Below are 16294 nucleotides of genomic sequence, written 5' to 3'. Positions count from 1 at the left end.
ACTCGTGAAAGAGTAGTGGTGTGGATACTGTTGATCTCCTTCTCCATCCGGTTCGCCTGCGTATGGTTCACGCTCTGTCCGGCGGGCTTGAGCTCACCACGGGTGAGCTGTGCGCCCGGATGCCCCAGGTATCGAAAGTGACCGTTTACCGGCATGTCGCCCTGCTGGTGGAGGCCGGCTTCTTCGAAGTGGCCGAGGAGCACCGCGTGCGCGGCGCGGTCGAGCGCCGGTACCGGCTGCGCAAGGACCGCCCCTCGATCGACGGCGACGCCGCCGCGGCCATGTCCCTGGAGGACCACCGCCGTGGCTTCGCGGCCGCCATGGCCGTCCTCATCGCCGAATTCAACGCCTACCTCGACCGCGACGGCGCGAACCCGGTCGGCGACTCGGTCTCCTACCGTCAGGGCACACTCTGGCTCAGCCCGGACGAACTCACCGGGCTCCTCGGGAAGCTGATCGAGGCCGTGCAGCCCTCCCTCGGCAACGAGCCCATCCCCGGCCGCGCGCCCTACCTCCTCAGCCCCATCCTGTTCCCCGCCGAGCCGCCGGCGCCCTGACGGAGCGCGATGCGCCGTGGGAGCCGAGAGTCGCACGCCACCACCGTGATCGACCGGCCAGTGCCTGGCGGTGGATGCGGTGGTGAATGCAGTGGTGGACGCAGTGGCGATGGCAGCGGTGGACGCCTTCGGTAATCGACCGCCTGCCATGCGTCGCTGCGCTTGCCGCACATGCAAGGACGTGTGGCGCTCCCGCGTGGCGCTCACGGGTGGCTGGGCCGGGATCGGCTCTTCGGCTCAGAGGCTCCGCAGGTGGTTACGTTTGGGAGGTGTCCGTCGGTCCTCGGGCGCTGCGCGGCCCTCGCTGTCCCTGTTGCCGGCAGCGCCTTCGCTGTCCGTCTCGGCCTCGCTGACCTCGCCGCTTTCGGCGCGATCGGGCGCGGCGTCGGATGCGGATGGCAGCGTGGGGGAAGTCGTCTGACCTTCGAGTACGGCCATGGCGCGTTCGAGCGTCTCACCGGTGATCTGCATCCGGATCCTGGCCAATCGTTCTAACTCGCTACGCGACACCACGTCAGCCTACCTGCCGTGAGTTCAAACCTCGCTGCGACCCAATAATTTGTGGCGATAGGGGAGTTGGCGGACCTGTCCTTCCCAACCCGGATCGTCCTCAAAGTTCCTCACCCCACCCCCCCCACCCTGACCTCAACCCCCATTCCAACCCCCATTCCAACCCCCATTCCAACCCCCACCCGTACGGCCTGGTGCACGATTTCGCTGCTGGGGCAGTGCAGATGTCCACGGTTCCGTCCGGAGCGGCCTGCGTCCGGACGTCATGCGGCGGCGTAGTGCGGTCGGTCAACGCGGACGGGTAACGCCGTCGGGTGGACGCATTCGGGAAACGCTGTCTGGTGACGCGGTCGGTAATGCGGTGGCAGCGGTGTGCCTCCGACTGTTTGGATGCGCGGCGTGACTTCCTTGGAGCTGGACGATCGTAATCAACTGCTGGAACGCCTTGAGGGGTACTACGACGCAGCCCCCCGCTCCGGAGCCCGGGCCGAGGACTTCGGGGCGCTGACCTTGTTCGTCCGGGAGGGGCAGGGCTGGCCGTTCTATGCACGCCCGGCGTTGGGGTGGCAGGGAGAGGTGACTGCTGCCGAGGTGAACCGGGTGCGCGTCCGGCAGCGGGAGTTGGGTATTCCGGAGAGTTTCGAGTGGGTTGCCGAGACCGCGCCCGGGCTGCGGGCCGCGGTCGAGCAGTCGGGGCTTTCCGTGCACGCACATCCCTTGATGCTGCTGGGGCCGGACGTCCCGACCCCGGAGGTGCCCGAGGTGGCCGGCGGTGTGGTGCTGCGGACCGTCGGGCCGGACGATCCGGTGCTGCCCAGTGCGCTGACTGTCCCTCACCTGGCCTTCGCCGAGCCCGGGACCGGAGTCGGCGTGGCCGGGATGGCGGAACTGGCCGAGGCGGTGTGCGCCGGCGCCGGGGACGGGTCGGTGGAACGCTCGGCCGCACGCATCCGTGCCGGTCTGACATCCGTTGCCGCCGCGGTGGAGGGCGGCAGGGCGCTGTGTGCCGGTCAGCATCAGCCGGTCGGGAAGGTCAGCGAGATCGTCGGAGTGGGAACTCTGCCGGCCGCACGCCGTCGTGGCCTGGGGCTCGCGGTCACCGCGGCGCTGGTGGCCGATGCACGATCACGGGGCGTCGAGACCCTCTTTCTGTCCGCGGGCGACGATGATGTCGCTCGGATCTACGCCCGGCTCGGCTTCCGCTCCGTGGCCACCGCAATGATCGCCGAGCCCGTCGAGTAGCGGGTCACGGAGCTCCGTCATCCGTGCTGCTGTGCTGCGCGACGGCCGTACGGATTACGGGCCGTCGGCAAGCGCGTGCGTGACGGCTGCTTCGGCGTGCAGCCGGGTGGTCGGAAAGAGCGGAACCGGACTGTGCTCCGGCTCGATGAGCAGCTCGATCTCGGTGCAGCCCAGCACGATGCCCTCGGCCCCGGCGTCGACGAGATGGTTGATGACGGCCTGGAACGACTTCCGGGATTCCTCGCGGACGATGCCGAGGCACAGCTCCTCGTAGATCACGCGATGGACGGTGCTTCTCCCGGCGGCGTCCGGGACGAGCACGTCCAGCCCATGGCTTTCGAGCCGGCCGCGGTAGAAGTCCTGCTCCATGGTGAAAGCGGTGCCCAGCAGCCCGACGCGGCGCAGACCACTCGCACGTACGGCGTCCGCGGTGGTGTCGGCGAGATGCAGCAGCGGGACGGTCACGGCAGCGGAGACCTGGTCGGCGACCTTGTGCATGGTGTTGGTGCAGAGCAGCAGCATGTCCGCGCCGGCCGACTCCAGTGCCCTGGCGGCCTCGGCGAGTACCTCTGCGGCCTGCTCCCAGCGTCCTTCGACCTGCAGCCGTTCGATCTCTGCGAAATCCACGGAGTAGAGCACGCACTTCGAGGAGTGCAGACCGCCCAGCCGCTCGCGCGTCAACTGGTTCAGCAGCCGGTAGTACTCCGCCGTGGACTCCCAGCTCATGCCCCCGAGCAACCCGATTGTCTTCATCGGGCCACTTTCGCACAGGGCGTGTGTTGTTGCGTCGCCAGCACCTGGTCTGACGCCATGATGCCGGGGCGGGTTGGCCCGACTCGGGCCGTTCGCGGGGCGGCGGGGGGTTCGATCCGGGGGGAGTTGCCGCGCAGTCGTCAATAGTGAGCGCCGATGGATCGACGCATTGGTATGGACATGCTCAACATGCGCGCCATAACCTGGTGTTGGTCTAGACCGCGACCCTGGTGGTCACGGCCGCAGTCCTAGGTGCAGTTGAGGTTGCAGGGGAAGTTGCAGGTGTAGTTGCACGTGCAGTAGTTGTCGTCTCGCTCGCTCGCGCTCCGTGAGCTCGTCGTTGGATCGCCCGCACCCCGAGGCCCGCACTTCGGGGGCGGGGTCGAGGTGATTCCGGCGATACGGCGACACGTCGCCACGGCAGTACGGCAGTACGGCGACACGGCAATAGGGCAAGTGCGGTGGCACGGCAACTGGCGTAGTTCGTAGGGCACGTTGTTCGCGAGGTCATCCCCCCACGCCGTGGCCCCTCCTGTCCGGAGCCCGGCCGCGCGAAGGAGCGCCGTCATGAGATCACGTATGGTCGCGCTGCTGAGCGCCGCCACCGTAGCCGCGAGCCTGGCCGTAGTCGTTCCGGCGGTGCCTGCGGCAGCCGCAGTGGGGTGTTCCGACTGCGCCGCGGTCCGGGGCGGTTCTGACGTTCGCGACGAGGGATTCGTCGTCAGCGAGGCGCAGTTCAACCAGATGTTCCCGAACCGGAATGCGTTCTACACCTACAGTGGCCTGACCGCGGCTCTCAGCGCATATCCGGAGTTCGCGAACACCGGGAGCGACGCCGTGAAGCGACAGGAGGCCGCGGCATTCCTCGCTAACGTGAGTCACGAGACCGGTGGCCTCGTCTACGTCGTGGAGCAGAACACCGCGAACTACCCCCACTACTGTGACGCCGGCCAGCCGTACGGGTGCCCGGCAGGTCAGGCCGCCTATTACGGCCGCGGTCCGATACAGCTCAGCTGGAATTTCCACTACAAGGCGGCGGGTGATGCGCTCGGCATCGACCTGCTGCACAACCCCTCTCTGGTGGAGCAGGACGCCGGCATCGCCTGGAAGACCGCGCTTTGGTACTGGAACACGCAGACCGGGCCGGGCACCATGACCCCGCACCAGGCCATGGTCAGCGGCGCCGGGTTCGGTGAGACCATCCGCAGCATCAATGGCTCTCTTGAGTGCAACGGCGGCAACCCTGGTCAGGTGCAGAGCCGGATCAACAGCTACCAGGGCTTTGTGCAGATTTTGGGAACCACGCCTGGTGACAACTTGGGCTGCTGACGAGGTTGCGGTCGGGATCTCCACGGTCGGGATGCCAGCGGTCGGCATACCCATGGTCGGGGCGCGACACTGTGGGCCGCGCGCCCCGGGAATGTAGCGCTCCGTAGGGTCTTTGCTCGGTTCGGCCGGTGGCTTGGGCTGGCCGGTGGCTTGGCCCGACCGTAGCTTGGCTCGGCCACCGCTTCGTACGGCCACCGCTTCGTACGGCCATCGCTTCGTAAGGCCGTCGCTTCGCAAGGGCAGCGCTTCGTACGGCCGTCAGCGGCGGGCGTGGGCGGTGATGTCGGCGCTGAATTCGTCGGTCATTCCGGGGGTGACGGTCGGCCGGCACCAGGTGATGGCGGCGAGATGGCCCTCGGTGCTCGCCCCGAGCCGAGCGTGTGCGCCTGTACCCAAAGCCGATCGCCTCCAGGCCCCGCTCGAAAGACGTCTGGGCGGCCACCCGGGCGGCGTGCTCGATGCCGGCCGGGGCGCAGGAACGCCGGGTCGAGCGAGCGGATGGAGTTGGTCGCACACCAGCAGCCGTTCGTCCCGCTCCCGGAAACCGGGTAAGAGCTTCAGCAGCTCATGGGTGACGCCGTGCAGCCTGCCCGGCTGAGCGGCCTCACTGCGGACCGGCGCTGTCTCCTCGACCTCGTCGATGAAGACGAGGGCCCGCTCCAGCTCCGCGATCCGGGCGAACGCGCTGCGCACAGCCGCCGCCAGATTGCCCTCGTCGGCCGGACGGGAGGTAAGCAGCTCGACGAACGGCCAGCCGAGCTGGGCCGCGATACCCCGGGCGAAGGTGGCCGTGCCGGCCGGCGGACCGGACAGGGCGATCGCCCGCGGTGGCCGGACGCTGTGCCGGGCGGCTCGCTCCGGCTCCGCCGGCAGCGCACTCGCCGGTCCCCGGCCACGCCACGCCACGCCACGCCGAAGAGATCGCGATCCGCATCACCCAGCCGGCTCGGCCGGTGGCTCGGCACTGCAGGTTGGCGCGGCGCACCCGAGGCATGGTTATCCCTGCTGTGACCGGCCGGAATCCGCTGGCTGGCCAGTCCCGCCCGATGGCATGCTGTCCGACGTGAACGGACCCGAGATCCATCTACGCTTCGCCCCTGAGCTGCACCTTTTCGTTGCATCGGTGCACACCACCACCGCCCCCGCGCCAGTGGTGACCGATGGCTCATCGACGCTCGGCCATGTCGTCGAATCGCTTGGTGTCCCGCTCACCGAGGTCGGGCGACTCGTCGTGGACGGGGTTGAGGTTGCCGTCTCCCATGTGCCGGGGGCAGGCGAGAACGTCGAGGTGCACGCCGTCGAACGCCCGCAGCGGATCGCCGGCGCGCCCCTGAGGTTCCTGCTCGATGTGCACCTCGGCACCCTGGCGCGCAGGTTGCGGCTGCTCGGCGTCGACGCGGCATATACGAACGAGGACCCTGGTGATGCGGCACTGGCCGCGCTCTCGGCGAAGGAGCGACGGGTACTGCTCTCCCGGGACCGGGGGTTGCTGCGACGCCGGGAGATCTGGGCGGGGGCATTTGTCTACAGTGACCGGCCCGATGACCAACTCCAGGACGTCCTGGGCCGCTTCGCCCCCACGCTCGCCCCGTGGACACGCTGCACCGCCTGCAACGGCCGGCTGGCGGACGCTGACAAGAACTCGGTCCGGGAGCACCTTGAGCACGGCACTCAGCGTACGTATGACGTCTTCGCGCAATGCACTGCCTGCGGGCGCGTCTACTGGCGCGGGGCACACCATGCGCGGTTGGAGGCAATCGTGGAGAAGGCGCTCCGGGACAGCACGGCCTGAGGTGAGGTGAGGTGAGGGACGGAGTGGTGGCCTCGCCTTTTCATAGGACGCAGGAGACTGCCTGCCTGCCTGCCGGCTCGGCCAGTCGGCCGTACGACTTTCTCACGCGTACTGGGAGTGAGAGCTGTGACCGCCGTTTCCGATCGGCCTCCTTTTGCTCCGTCGGACGCCGGAACGATCCTTCCCTGCAGGGGAGTTGAGTTCCTCTCCTGTTCTTCGCGGAGTGCGGAGTGACGGGAGAAGCGACTGCATAAGTGACTGCACGGGCGACGCGCATGAGGCGACTGCACGAGGCGACTGCATGAGTGACGCATCCCTTGAGGGCTGCTGTGCGACCGCAGGACGCACGGCCCGTCAGCCGCGGCCGCATCGAGTGAGTGGCGCTCGCTCTCGAAAACCTCTCGTCCAACGCCGTCGTGCCGGGGCGTCACCACGGGTCTCACCGTGGGCGTCACCGCGGGCATCGCAGTCGTCGGCGTGTCGCGGAGAAGCCCGCTCGACGGGCTCGTTCGGGGCTGAATTATGGCGCCGTGGAGGGCCGCAAAAGCACCTCTAGCCCACTCGTTACGCGACACGCCGACGACGCGCGCCATCCAACGGGTGAATCCACTGCCTTCGGCCACCCGAAGAGCCCATGGCGTCCCTCGAATGCGACATTCTCCGGTGGTGCGAGGCTGCGATCCGGCTGACGGTGATCACGTCGCCACTGCGATCCGATGAGCCGGCAAAGAGTCAGCCTTCGCAGTCGCACCGAAAGGAACATGTCCCCATGCGCACTGCTCGCACCCTGTTCGCCTCAGCCGCCGTTACGGCGGTGCTCGCAATCTCCGCCCCCGCTGCGAACGCCATGATCACGGCGGACATTGCCTCGGACAGTACCTCTTCCGTCAGCAACAACGACCACGACAGGAACGGCGACCGCGACCACGGCCGCGGCGGCGACCGTGACCACGGCCGTGGCGGCTACGGTGACCGCGACCACGGCCGCGGTGGCTGGGGCCGTGACAACTGCCGCGACAACGGCCGCGGTGGTTTCGGCGACCGCGACCACGGCCGCGGTGGCAACGGACGCGACAACGGACGCGACAACGGCCGCGACAACGGCCGCGACAACGGCCGCGACAACGGCCGCGACAACGGCCGTGACAACGGGCGTGACAACGGGCGTGACAACGGCCGCGGCGGCTACGGTGACCGCGACCACGGCCGGGGCGGCTGGGGCCATGACAACTGCCGCGACGACCGGATGCCGAGCGGTGGTGTGCACACCGGCGGCGGCGCCATGGCGGCCAAGACCGTGCTGGGCGACTGGGACCAGACCAGCGGCTACGGCGACGACCACGACAAGGGCGGGCGCGGCGGCGACCGCGACCACGGCCGTGGCGGCGGCGACCGTGACCACGGCCGCGGTGGCGGCGACCGCGACCACGGCCGTGGCGGCGGTGACCACGACAAGGGCGGCTACGGCGGCCGCGACAAGGGTGGCTACGGCGACCGTGACCACGACGGTGGTGGCTACGGCGGCGGTGGCGAGTACCGCAGGCCGCACGGCGGCATCCACACCGGCGGTGGCGGCCTGGCGACCGGTGGCGGTATGGCTGCCGGCTCCGTGCTGATGCTCGGTGGTCTCGGTGCTGGTGCGTACATGCTGCGTCGTCGCAACACCTCGGGCGCTGCGGCGGCCTGATCCGGCTGCCCCATACGGGGGCCGCTGTGCTCGCGGCCACCGTTCCTTGTGAACGGTGGCCGCGGCGATTGCATCACCGGTGGCCCTCATGTCGCGCCGCCGCCCCGTTCATGAAAGGCACCTGCACATGACCGCCCAGCAGTCGCCCCAGCCGAATTCGAACCCCTCCCGGACCTCCACCGCGTCCCGCCCCGTCGGCCGCGGCCTGCTGTGGTCCGCGGGAGCGTTTCTGCTGGGCTCCCTCCTCGTCTACAACTCCGTGGACACCTCGGCAGACCCCAAACCGCAGTCCCAACCGGCCGTGGCATCCTCCGCCACCCCGAGTGCCTCCGCCGCCGCGGCGCTTCCTGATCTGACCCTGCCCCGGTCCGCCCCGAAGCGGGTGACGATCCCGCAGATCGCCGTGGATGCGCCCTTCACCCAGCTGACCATCGGCCCGACCGGGCAGCTCAACGCCCCGCCCCCGATGAACAAGAATCTCGTCGGTTGGTACAGAGATGGCGCGTCGCCCGGCGAGCGCGGCTCGGCGATCATCGCCGGTCACGTGGACACCAAGATCGGACCGGCGGTGTTCCTGCAACTGGAATCGCTCAAGCCCGGCAACTCGATCAACATCACCCGCGAGGACGGCATCATTGCGACCTTCAGGGTCGACACCGTCGAGACCTTCAGCAAGGCGAAGTTCCCCAACGACCGGGTCTACGCCGATGCCTCCACCGCGCAGCTCCGGGTGATCACCTGCGGTGGTGCATACGACAGGAAGGTCAAGGACTACGTCGACAACATTGTGGTCTTCGCCCACCTCGCCTCGTACCGACACGTCTGAGCCCTTCCGGGACGCCCCAGGAGACCGCTCCCAGGAACCGCTCGCAGAGACCGCTCCCAGGAGGCCTCTCCCGGTGGCCTCTCCGCCCCTCCCGGAGGTGCCCCAGGCGCCCCGGAACGAGCCCAGGCCGACCCTCTGGTCGGCCTGGGCTTTGTCATGGGCGGGAGGGCGCCGGCCTCGCGGGAACCCACGCCCCCGAGGGGCGGTGGGAGTGCGGCCCGACCCCTAGGAACTGCCGGTCTTCGGCGAACGGGGTAATGCCCCGAGCGCGCAACTTTTCCGGTTTCGCGTTGCCGGTCCGGACCCGGTACCCATGGCCATACCGGATCGCGCGCTCTGCCACCCCTGGCGGAGAACGGAGACGAGGAGAGGCGGGCACGGGGCGTGAGACATGAGGGATGAGGCGTGAGACATGAAGCGTGAGGCGTGAGGCGTGAGACATGGGGACAGCTCGCTGCTGTGGGGGCGGCGTCTGTAGGGGGCGGGCCTCTGTCCGCGGCCATGAAGCCGACGGCTGTCAGCCCGGGCGACACGCGGCGCCGTGACCTTCTATCGATACGGATTGCCCGGGGAAATAATGAACCGTCGGAGAAACCTATGGGTGAGCCGAGCCCACGCTGTGCCGATGCGCCATCATGAGCAACCCTATGAGCAACCCTTTTTCGCCCTGGTGACGGGATGAAATGAGCGCTGGACGCCAAGGGCCGTCGAAACCGGGAAGGGGCCGGAAGCCGGCCCGTGGAGGTACTCCCGCCACCGACCGCATGCTCCGCATTCTGCTGCGCCGCCGTAAACAGCCGCTGAGCGCCGAGGATGTGACGATCACCGATAGGCCCGCCGTACGCAAGGCGGTGTCGGCAGCGGCACTGGGCAACACCATGGAGTGGTTCGACTTCGGGGTCTACGCCTATCTGGCCGGCACCTTGGGCAAGGTGTTCTTCCCGTCGAGCTCCCCGGGGCCCAGGTCGTGTCGACCTTCGCCACCTTTGCTGCGGCATTTCTCGTCCGGCCGCTCGGTGGCTTGGTATTCGGTCCGCTCGGCGTCCGTATCGGCCGTAAAACGCGTCCTCGCCGCCACCATGATCATGATGGCGATCAGCACCTTCGCCGTCGGATTTCTGCCCACCTATAACAGCATCGGTTTCGCCGCGCCGATTCTGCTGCTGATCTGCCGTCTGGTCCAGGGGTTCCCCACCGGCGGGGAATACGCGGGAGCCACCACCTACATCGCCGAATACGCACCGGACACCCGCCGCGGATTCCTCGGCAGCTGGCTCGACGGCACCTTCGTCGGATATTCGTTCGGCTCCGGACTGGTGACCCTGACGAAGGGCCGGAGGCCCAGCGGGGTGACGGCGCCCGTCGCTCACCCGGCCGGCGCAATCGCCCGGGCCGTACCCTGTGCCCGAGTCATCCCCGAACGCTGCCGTACCAGCGCCAGGCGGTGCGGCGAGGGCGCCCCGGCAGTTCGGCGCGCCCGGTGGCCCACAGCAGGGTGCGCCAGGGATCGGCGGCCTCCGGGACATCCGGAAACAGCCGGGTGAGCACCCGTGCGCATACGTCGGCGGGCGGGTTCCAGGCGAGCTGGAGCCCCTCCGTCAGGTCGTGGGTGTGCACCAGCGTCTCCACGGTGCCCATTGCGGCGAAGCCCCCGGGGTCCGAGACCCCGAACACATGGTGGGCACGCACCCGCGGCGGCGTCGTACGTACCATGGCCACCAGCAGAGCGCCGCTCGCCTCCAGCACCTGCAGCAGCCCGGCCGGACCCGCTGCACGGTCGGCGTGCACGGCGTTCGAGGGACCGCCCGGCCGCCGGCTCTCCCACACAAACGGCACCGGGCCCTCCAACGGCGGCCTCCGGGGGCCCAGTTGGACGGCGTAGGCGAAGAGATCGTCGCTGAGGTGTTCCACGGTCTCCCAGCAGTCCCACTCCAGCGAGCCTGCCTTGCCGTCCCACGCGGCCGAGGGCGCCTCGCGCAGCACGGCCACCGCGAGCTGCACGGCGCGGTCGAGATCGTCCGCGGCGACAGCGGACGGCAGGGTGTCGGCTTCGGTCGATCGGGTCATGCGGGGACCGTACCGTGCGGTGCGGAAGTGCGGGCGGGCCGGGCCCGTTGGTGGCGGGCCGCGCGGACCTGACGGTCTATCGTGGGCGCATGTCCGTCCCTGAACTGATCCGTATCGTCTCCCGCGACTCGCCGATGGCCCTGGCCCAGGTGGAGCGCGTCCGCGCCGAACTCGGTGCCCTCCATCCCGGCATCGCCACCGAGGTCGTCCCGGTCAAGACGACCGGCGACCGCTGGATGGGCGCTCTGTCCCAGGTCGAGGGGAAGGGGGCGTTCACCAAGGAGGTCGACGCCGCCCTCCTGGCCGGTGAGGCGGACCTCGCGGTGCACTGCGTCAAGGACATCCCGGGTGACCGCCCGCTGCCGGCCGGCACCACCTTCGCCGCCTTCCTCGCACGCGATGACGTCCGGGACGCACTGATCCACCCCGGCGGGCTCACCCTCGACGAACTCCCCGAAGGCACCCGGATCGGTACCTCGTCGGTCCGCCGGATCGCCCAGCTCGCCGCCTCCCATCCGCACCTGCAGTGTGTGCCGATGCGCGGCAACGCCAACCGCCGTATGGAGAAGCTCGCGGCCGGCGAGGCGGACGCACTGCTGCTGGCCGTCTCCGGTCTCGAGCGCATCGGCCGTACGGACGTGATCACCCAGATCCTGTCGGTGGACGAGATGTGCCCGCCCATCGGCGCGGGCGTGCTGGCGCTGCAGTGCCGCGAGGACGATACCGACACCATCGATGCCGTCAGCGGCCTGGGCCACCCCCGGACCTTCCAGGAGACCACCGCCGAACGCATGCTGCTGCACGTGCTGCAGGGCCACTGCAACAGCCCGATCGCCGGCTACGCCAAGACCGACCGGCGTGGCGAACTGTCGCTGCGGGCCTGCGTGTTCACCCCGGACGGCAAGACGGTCCTCCATGCGCACGAATGGGCAGGCCCGCTCACCCCGGAGACGCTCGGCACGTCCGTGGCCGTCGCCCTGCTGCGTCAGGGCGCCCGCGAGCTGATCGACGGCATCGCGCACTGAAGCCCGTGCCCCGGGGCAGATGAGCGTCGGCCGATGACCGGCACTCGCCACCCGCTGCCCGAGGGGCGGACGGACGGCAGGCGCCCTGTCCACCCCCACGCCGGCCGTCGGCTCCCCGTGTGCAGCACGAACAGGATCCCCTGCAGGCATCCCCGGTCATCGAGTGGTGGACGGCCGAGCTTGCGAAGCCGTTGTTGCCGCGTCGGCAGCAACGGCTCGACCCGGCCTCACTGGTCGTCCGACACAAGCCCCGAGTGGGACACCAACGGCGTTCTCTTCCCCACGACCTCCTCAACGAGCGGCGGAAGAAACGGCCATGGGCCTCTCCTCCTCGCAGCCGGTGTTCTCATTGCCATGTCTTCCGCTGTGCGAGGGTCAACTCGTGCCGCGACTTCTCCGGTCTCGATCTTGGTGACAGTTTGCGTGGCGAGGTGACAGCTGTCGCGGCTCGACACACCGAGCTGCACGTGGCCGTGGGCTGCTAGGTTGCGTCCAGGCGAACGTGTGTACGGAGGTAGCGCTGTGATCGGGCCGGGAGCAATAGCGGGGATCGCGGTGGTGGAGCTCGGCATGGTGCTGACGCCGGGGCCGAACATGATCTACCTGGTCTCCCGCTCGATCGCCCAGGGCCGCCGAGCGGGGCTGATCTCGCTGGCCGGGGTCTTCCTCGGCTTCCTGGTCTACCTCTTCGCCGTGTCCGCCGGTATCGCCGCCGTCTTCGCGCTGGTGCCGGAGATCTACCTGGCGATCAAGCTGGCCGGAGCCGGCTACCTGCTCTGGCTGGCCTGGAAGGCCGTCCGGCCGGGCGGCCGATCCGCTGTCGCGGCCCAGGAGTTGACGCAGGACGGGGCCCGCAAGCTCTTCCTGATGGGCTTCCTCACCTGCCTGCTCAATCCCAAGGTGGCCATCCTCTACATCTCGCTGCTGCCGCAGTTCGTCGACCCGGCGCACGGCCATGTCGGCCTGCAGGGACTGCTGTTGGGGCTGACCCAGATCGCGGTGGGGGTCGCGGGCAACGCGTTCTTCATCGTGACGGCCGGCTCCGTCGCCGGGTTCTTCGCCCGGCACCCGCTCTGGCAGCGCCTGCACCGCTATGTGATGGGCACCGCGCTGGCGGGCTTCGCCGTCAGGATCGCCACCGAACGAACGGGCGCGGCGGTCGCCCTGCGCTGACTGCCGACTGCTGCCAGCAGACAGCTGGGCGCTGAGGGAACCCACCGCAGGTCAGCTGACCGATCGTCCGGGACGTCCCCGCGGGCCGGGGGGGCTTCGGTCCTTGACGCGAATCGTCCCCTCACCTGCTGTTGTGGGGTGAGTGAAGCGTGCAGGGGTCTCGGGCACTGGGATGATCTTTGCGTGCTCGCCGCGCTCATGACACGATGTCCAGCGCCCGCGCGGGGGAGCGGCGGACGAGTGGGGACAACCTCCCTTTGTGCACCGACTATGCAACTGTGGTGCTCCCTACTTCCCAGGCGGCGAGAAGCCATCAAGCCGCAGTCACAGAATCTCAAGGGAACGGGACACCGACATGACCACCTCCACACACAACTCCAGCCCTACCCCCATCTACGAAGAGCTCGTCGAGGAGCACGGAGACATCCTCGCCGAAGCCCGTGAGGCCGCCGAGCGTTCCCAGCAGACGGCGTCCCAGGCGCTGGACTGGAGCGACTTGCGCCGCCGCCATTGAGGGGCGGCCTTGCCGACGGCCCTCGTCCGATGAAATGCGATGCGATGAGCCGTGCGGCGTTGGCTTGGCCATGCCCCGTCGGATCAGTCCGTCCGGGGAAAGGCATCCACGAGCCGCGTGGGAGCTGCTTGCTTCCAGGAGTCCACGAGGATGTCCCGCAGTTCGTCGATGTCCTCCAATTCCGCCAGCCGTACCCTCACCCAGGCGGAGCCGGCTTCGTGCGGCGGCACCCAGAACTTCGCCGGTTCCGCGGCCATCAACTCTTCCCGCTCATGCCTCGGGCATCGCACGGCGAACGATGTCTCATCGTCGGGAATCGTGAGGAACATCTTTCCGGCGACCCGGAATGTCGGCATTTCCCAGGCAACCTTCTCCACCGTCTCGGGCAGGGAAAGGGCGATACGGCGGACATCAGCGGAATCCATCACGGCCACCAGCTTAGACAAGCAACCGCCCGCTGAGACACGCAAGGAGCCAAGGCAAGGACCGCAACGCTCCTCGGTCAAGAGGGGGAGTGGGAACCTTTGTCCCGGATCAGGTTCTCCACGTGGTCGAAGCGTGCGTGCAGCGTATGCAGTTCCGAGCGGAGCGCCTCCGCGTCCTCGCGTGCGTAATTCCCCACCGCCTTGCCCACCCGCAGCACGTCCTGCTCCGCGCGTCCGACGAACCAGGTGGCGAGGGCTGCCGTGATGACCCCGAACGCCGTAATGGCGCTGAGCATCAAGAGGGAAGCGATGACGCGGCCCCACAGCGTGACCGGAAAGAAATCCCCGTAACCGACTGTGGTCGCCGTCTCGATCGACCACCACAAAGCCCTCGGGTAGGACGTGATATTGGCGTGCGGCGCACCGGATTCGGCGACCACGACCAGAGCGGCACCCCCGAGAAGTACCGCGGTCATGACCAGCGTGACCCAGAGCGCCGCTTGTGCATGAAGCCGGCGCCACGATTCATTGCCGAAGAGGCGGTTCAGCACGGACAAGAGAAACGACGGCACCAACGGGCGTCACCTTCCACTGCGGGTCTGGTGGGAAACCAGCCATGAGCCATCGCTGACATTAACGCCGACAGCAAGGCCGACAGCAAGGCCGACATTAACAGGGCTCAAGGAAATGCCCGGAGATGTCCACGTTCACTTCGACGGCGGATCCTGGCGCGGTGCGGCAGGAGTATCGCCGCGGACCGCGTGCGCATAGAGCGCCAGTGTGTCGGTCGTGAAGTATGAGCTGTAGGAGACGTCCGGGAAATCGCCGCCGGTGTGGTAGCCGCCGATGACGCCGATCAGGGCGTAGCCCGTGAAGTCCCGTACCAGGAACGGCCCGCCGGAGGTGCCGCCGATATAGCCCGCGCAGGAAATCTCCAGGAAGTCTCCGGGGGCGGCCGGGTCGGTGCTGGTGTAGCGATGCGTGGAGGAGGTGCAGTCCAGGGGCTTGGGGTGGCTGGTGTCGCTGTTGCCGGGGTAGCCGATGAGCCGCACCTTCCGGTGGTCGTACCCCGGGTACGGGAGCAGGTCGAAGCCGCCCGTCACGTCCTCCACCTCCCACCCGTCGTTCCTCGCCCCCAGCCGCACCACCGCGTAGTCCCAGCGGGCCCCCGCGTTGGTGCCGAGGTCGTAGTACCGCTGGTCGAGGTAGAAGCGGTCGACGGGGTAGATCCCGTGTGGTGTGAGCCCGTCGTGGTATTGCGGCACGAACGAGAAGTGTCGTTTCGGGTTGGGGGAGCGCAGGCAGTGTGCGGCACTGACCACGAGGTCGCGATGCGGGCTGCGCACGACGGTGCCGCCGCAGAACCGGCCGGTGTTGCTGCCGTCCGTCCAGAAGAAGGTCCCCACCTGGGGGAGGCCGTCGAACGGGTGGCTCGGCGGAGTGGGGTCCGCTGCCGGGCGGGGTGCCTTTGCGCTCCTGGTGACGACGGCGGGCTTTGCGGCCCGCATCCGCTGCGCGGTCCAGTAGGTGTCCGCCGACGCGGCTGGGTGAGCGGGGCCGTCCGGCGCACCCGCTGCGTGTGCGAGGGACCCGGGCGGGAGGGCGAGCGACACTCCGACAAGCAGGGTGGTGAGCAGGAGGGTGAGGCGGCTGTGTGCAGCAGTCGGTCTGCTCATGATCCGGGTCCTTCCCAGGGCACGGGCGTACGGGACGGGGGCAGGTGCGAGACGAGCGGGATGAGCGGGATGAGCGTGCCATCGTCCTACGGCGGAAGGGTGCAGAGCGAGAGGCCGGGCCGGAAAATCCTGGTGGTGGGGGGAGAGAGGGACACCGGGGGGAGGGGGCCGGTAGCGGGCGGCCCCGCAGTTACGGGGGTACCAAGACCCGGGCCTCCACACCGCGTTGAGGCCGAGGCCGGCCCGGGAGCCGCGACACCGCGCCCAGCCGCGAGGTGACGGTGGGAGGACCCTTCGGGACCGGAAGGAGGCCGGCTGCACGAGAGCTGCTGGGAGTTCGACGCACCGTACGAGCAGGACATCCGGCTACGGGGGCGCGCCGTGCTGCTTCTGCCCACGTTCCACTGGACCGGCCGCCCCCTCCTCTCCCCCTGCCCGATCGGCCCCTGACCCTGACGTACCCGGCCGGTCCGGGGGTGCCGCTTGCGCCGGCCGCGGCGGATGGCACGGACGACGCGCTCGCCGCGGTGCTCGGCCGCACGCGTGTCGAGCTCCTGCTCCTGCTCGCGGAGGAGCACACCACCAGCGACCTCGCCCGGCGGCTGACCGTCAGCGATGCCACCGTGTCCGCCCACACCACCGCACTGCGCGGGTCGGGCCTGATCGCCACGGTCCGGGCCTGATCGCCACGGTCCGGGCGGGGCGCGCGGTCCTGCAC

The 16294-nt window shown here is 69.0% G+C and carries 17 protein-coding genes and 2 pseudogenes; 11 read left to right on the top strand and 8 right to left on the bottom strand.

Features of this window, described 5'->3' with window-relative positions:
* Window positions 1-20 precede the first annotated feature (20 nt).
* Window positions 21-557 (top strand): helix-turn-helix domain-containing protein, encoded by a 537-nt coding sequence (locus ACF088_RS15245; RefSeq protein ID WP_392376240.1) that lies wholly within the window; start codon window positions 21-23, stop codon window positions 555-557.
* A gap of 237 nt (window positions 558-794) precedes the next feature.
* Here ACF088_RS15245 and ACF088_RS15240 read toward each other — a convergent pair whose 3' ends face one another.
* On the bottom strand, window positions 795-1028 hold the full coding sequence (locus ACF088_RS15240) for a hypothetical protein (RefSeq protein ID WP_392376239.1): 234 nt from the start codon (window positions 1026-1028) through the stop codon (window positions 795-797).
* 438 nt (window positions 1029-1466) lie between these two features.
* Here ACF088_RS15240 and ACF088_RS15235 point away from each other — a divergent pair, with 438 nt between their 5' ends.
* Window positions 1467-2309, top strand: a complete 843-nt coding sequence (locus tag ACF088_RS15235) for a GNAT family N-acetyltransferase (RefSeq protein WP_392376238.1) — start codon at window positions 1467-1469, stop codon at window positions 2307-2309.
* A 54-nt stretch (window positions 2310-2363) separates the two neighbouring features.
* Here the strand turns inward: ACF088_RS15235 and ACF088_RS15230 are convergent, their stop codons facing one another.
* Window positions 2364-3062 (bottom strand): aspartate/glutamate racemase family protein, encoded by a 699-nt coding sequence (locus tag ACF088_RS15230; protein WP_392376237.1) that lies wholly within the window; start codon window positions 3060-3062, stop codon window positions 2364-2366.
* A gap of 567 nt (window positions 3063-3629) precedes the next feature.
* On the opposite strand from ACF088_RS15230, the gene ACF088_RS15225 reads away from it, so the two are divergent.
* Window positions 3630-4391: a chitinase gene (locus ACF088_RS15225; protein WP_392376236.1), complete on the top strand. Its 762-nt coding sequence runs from the start codon at window positions 3630-3632 to the stop codon at window positions 4389-4391.
* Between the two features lie 258 nt (window positions 4392-4649).
* Here the strand turns inward: ACF088_RS15225 and ACF088_RS15220 are convergent, their stop codons facing one another.
* A complete protein-coding gene (locus ACF088_RS15220) occupies window positions 4650-5297 on the bottom strand; it encodes an AAA family ATPase (protein WP_392376235.1) in 648 nt (215 codons plus the stop codon).
* 157 nt (window positions 5298-5454) lie between these two features.
* On the opposite strand from ACF088_RS15220, the gene ACF088_RS15215 reads away from it, so the two are divergent.
* The 4 genes and pseudogenes from ACF088_RS15215 to ACF088_RS15200 all read left to right on the top strand — a co-directional run.
* On the top strand, window positions 5455-6183 hold the full coding sequence (locus ACF088_RS15215; RefSeq protein ID WP_392376234.1) for a Mut7-C RNAse domain-containing protein: 729 nt from the start codon (window positions 5455-5457) through the stop codon (window positions 6181-6183).
* Window positions 6184-6952: 769 nt separating this feature from the next.
* Window positions 6953-7870, top strand: coding sequence for a hypothetical protein (locus tag ACF088_RS15210; RefSeq protein ID WP_392376233.1), 918 nt, complete (start codon window positions 6953-6955; stop codon window positions 7868-7870).
* 127 nt (window positions 7871-7997) lie between these two features.
* On the top strand, window positions 7998-8696 hold the full coding sequence (locus ACF088_RS15205) for a class F sortase (protein WP_392376232.1): 699 nt from the start codon (window positions 7998-8000) through the stop codon (window positions 8694-8696).
* 683 nt (window positions 8697-9379) lie between these two features.
* Window positions 9380-9952: pseudogene (locus ACF088_RS15200) on the top strand (MFS transporter); the annotation flags it as partial.
* Between the two features lie 154 nt (window positions 9953-10106).
* Here the strand turns inward: ACF088_RS15200 and ACF088_RS15195 are convergent.
* Window positions 10107-10763, bottom strand: coding sequence for a maleylpyruvate isomerase N-terminal domain-containing protein (locus ACF088_RS15195; protein WP_392376231.1), 657 nt, complete (start codon window positions 10761-10763; stop codon window positions 10107-10109).
* Window positions 10764-10852: 89 nt separating this feature from the next.
* On the opposite strand from ACF088_RS15195, the gene hemC reads away from it, so the two are divergent.
* Window positions 10853-11788: a hydroxymethylbilane synthase gene (gene hemC, locus ACF088_RS15190; RefSeq protein ID WP_392376230.1), complete on the top strand. Its 936-nt coding sequence runs from the start codon at window positions 10853-10855 to the stop codon at window positions 11786-11788.
* A gap of 113 nt (window positions 11789-11901) precedes the next feature.
* On the opposite strand, the pseudogene ACF088_RS15185 reads toward hemC, so the two are convergent.
* A pseudogene (locus ACF088_RS15185) lies at window positions 11902-12012 on the bottom strand (IS5/IS1182 family transposase); the annotation flags it as partial.
* A gap of 298 nt (window positions 12013-12310) precedes the next feature.
* On the opposite strand from ACF088_RS15185, the gene ACF088_RS15180 reads away from it, so the two are divergent.
* Entirely contained in the window at window positions 12311-12961 is a 651-nt protein-coding gene (locus ACF088_RS15180) for a LysE family translocator (RefSeq protein WP_392376229.1), read from the top strand.
* 355 nt (window positions 12962-13316) lie between these two features.
* Window positions 13317-13475, top strand: a complete 159-nt coding sequence (locus ACF088_RS15175; protein ID WP_392376228.1) for a hypothetical protein — start codon at window positions 13317-13319, stop codon at window positions 13473-13475.
* An 83-nt stretch (window positions 13476-13558) separates the two neighbouring features.
* Here ACF088_RS15175 and ACF088_RS15170 read toward each other — a convergent pair whose 3' ends face one another.
* The 3 genes from ACF088_RS15170 to ACF088_RS15160 form a co-directional block, all read right to left on the bottom strand.
* Window positions 13559-13900 carry an MmcQ/YjbR family DNA-binding protein gene (locus tag ACF088_RS15170; RefSeq protein WP_392376354.1) on the bottom strand — a complete coding sequence of 114 codons (342 nt, stop codon included), beginning with the start codon at window positions 13898-13900 and terminating at the stop codon, window positions 13559-13561.
* Window positions 13901-13977: 77 nt separating this feature from the next.
* Window positions 13978-14475 carry a potassium channel family protein gene (locus ACF088_RS15165; RefSeq protein ID WP_392376227.1) on the bottom strand — a complete coding sequence of 166 codons (498 nt, stop codon included), beginning with the start codon at window positions 14473-14475 and terminating at the stop codon, window positions 13978-13980.
* A 132-nt stretch (window positions 14476-14607) separates the two neighbouring features.
* Complete coding sequence (locus ACF088_RS15160; RefSeq protein ID WP_392376226.1) at window positions 14608-15576, bottom strand: trypsin-like serine peptidase; 969 nt, start codon at window positions 15574-15576, stop codon at window positions 14608-14610.
* Between the two features lie 476 nt (window positions 15577-16052).
* On the opposite strand from ACF088_RS15160, the gene ACF088_RS15155 reads away from it, so the two are divergent.
* On the top strand, window positions 16053-16259 hold the full coding sequence (locus ACF088_RS15155) for an ArsR family transcriptional regulator (RefSeq protein ID WP_392376225.1): 207 nt from the start codon (window positions 16053-16055) through the stop codon (window positions 16257-16259).
* The last annotated feature ends 35 nt before the right edge of the window (window positions 16260-16294 follow it).

It is taken from the genome of Streptomyces sp. NPDC015125 (assembly GCF_043080045.1).
Classification (GTDB): Bacteria; Actinomycetota; Actinomycetes; order Streptomycetales; family Streptomycetaceae; genus Streptomyces.
This window is presented reverse-complemented; position numbering and strand designations above follow the sequence as displayed.